2 protein-coding genes and 1 pseudogene are annotated in these 1,947 nt (G+C 27.7%); 2 read left to right on the top strand and 1 reads right to left on the bottom strand.

Annotation, left to right across the window (positions count from 1 at the left end; genetic code table 11):
* A pseudogene (locus tag C8J95_RS18875) lies at positions 1-182 on the top strand (threonine aldolase); the annotation flags it as partial.
* Between the two features lie 454 nt (positions 183-636).
* Here C8J95_RS18875 and C8J95_RS19165 read toward each other — a convergent pair.
* A complete protein-coding gene (locus C8J95_RS19165; RefSeq protein ID WP_107810193.1) occupies positions 637-888 on the bottom strand; it encodes a DNA-processing protein DprA in 252 nt (83 codons plus the stop codon).
* A 162-nt stretch (positions 889-1,050) separates the two neighbouring features.
* On the opposite strand from C8J95_RS19165, the gene C8J95_RS18560 reads away from it, so the two are divergent.
* Positions 1,051-1,260 carry a hypothetical protein gene (locus tag C8J95_RS18560; RefSeq protein WP_107810192.1) on the top strand — a complete coding sequence of 70 codons (210 nt, stop codon included), beginning with the start codon at positions 1,051-1,053 and terminating at the stop codon, positions 1,258-1,260.
* Positions 1,261-1,947: the final 687 nt, after the last annotated feature.

Genomic DNA, 1,947 nt, shown 5'->3' with positions numbered 1-1,947 from the left:
ATATTGTAATGGCCAAACTTCCAAACACTATTGACTCTGCAACATTTGTAAACAAACTTAAAGAAAATAACATTTATTGTTCTTCTTTTGGTAAGAACCTCGTCCGGTTTGTTACTCATCTGGATTTTTCGGATGAACAACTAAACTTATTTGCAGAAAGACTAAATAATATAAAATTTTAGTACAATCACTTATCTTATAAGTGATTGTAAATTACTATTCGGACATAAAGTGAGATAAAGTGTAATAGATAAACTTTCAATTAAATATTTCTACTTAAAATATCTGGTACTATTATCGGATATTTTTTGTTTTAATTTTTTTGATGATTACAAGTCGTCAAAAAACTTTTTATCATTCAAAGAATTAGCTTTTAACCTAGCTTGACGAAGGGATCTCTTTTTTACTTCAGAAGTTTCAATAGGTTTTATAACAAAAGTAGGCCTTATTAATTGTGATCATAACAGTTTCACTTTCTGCTAACTCTACATACTTATTGATACTTCTTCTAAATTTTGAGAGGGAACAACTATCATATTTAATAATTTAACAATGGGATGGTTTGGGAATAGGATAGTTAATATTCCTCATAATATAAAGATTTCTCCCCAGCCTTAAAGCTTTCCAACCTTGATGTCATGTACAAGTATTTTCTGACGCTTTAATAATAATATTAGCATCATTGATAATAGCTGTCGTTCGGTTTCTGAATGGAAAGTTTTTTGGTGATATAGCAGTATTTTCTTTGAATTGAGAAATTAAAAGATACTCTCTTCCTATAGTATCCCGTAATCCCTTATTTGAAGCTCGGAAACTAATATTTAAGGGAGTTCCAATAACAACAATAGTTTTTCCTCCATTAACTAATGAAACAAAAATTATCACCATATGTAAACATAAAACGCAAAAAATAACATTTTATGTTACTCTTTAATATATAGAAAGTAATTTTGCTAATACCAGCAAAGTAAAGTCATCGATTGCCCATTTTAAGTTTAAAATATTATAACTAGTAACTTGATTTTAATTCTACAAAAGGAGTTTAAACAGATGAAGAAAAAAAATCACAAAAGTTCTGAGCGATTGAGCCAAACTATCTTAGGAGAATCCCGTGTATTTATTAAAGAAAACGATTTAGCAGAAATCAGGAAGTTAATTTCCGATCCAGAAAATGATATTACTGAAGATGAATTAAGAGGTATTGTCACCATTCTCGATACTATTATTCATTTGGTAATGAAAGAATTTATAATACATTGATTCAACTATACTTAAAGACGTATATTTAAAATTTAATCTGTAAACCTGAACAGACTAATCCTGTTATCCTGCATATGAATTATAATAGTGGTCATGGTAGCGGTCAGGATACACAGCAAGCAATTAATAATACAACATTCATTTTTGAATATATAATGAACCAGTTGGGGATGTAAATATTATATTTAAATGTAGGAATAAAGTATATTAAAAAAGCAAACTATATTAAGTACTACTTTTTTTGTAGTACTTTTTCTTTTTATAATAATAATTCATCATAGTATTCCTCTTATAAACTCCCCTATGTTAGGGTAAAAAGGTTTTATGCGAAATTAAATGAATTTTAGAATGGAAAATTTTAAAATTTTTCGCTAATAAATAAAAATAAAGCAACGGAATTTGGTATAGTTTATTTGTAATAGTTTCATCATGATTTAAAAGGCAAATGATTAAGTTTGTAAAGCCATAAAAAAACAAAAAAAGCTGCCTTAAGTTCTTTTAAAGCAGCTCTTGATGTTCTGTATTTTGTTCAGATTATATGTGTAAAATTACTTTTTTCCTGTTAACCACTGATTTTGTAATTTTTGCTCAGCGGGAGTAGGATTAGCTTTATACTGTAATTTTTCATTTACAAGTTTATCAATGATAGCTTTTCCTTTAAGGTCAATTTTTTCTTTCTTGTCTCCG

The sequence above is a fragment of the Elizabethkingia sp. YR214 genome (assembly GCF_003058195.1).
Lineage (GTDB): Bacteria > Bacteroidota > Bacteroidia > Flavobacteriales > Weeksellaceae > Elizabethkingia.
This window is presented reverse-complemented; position numbering and strand designations above follow the sequence as displayed.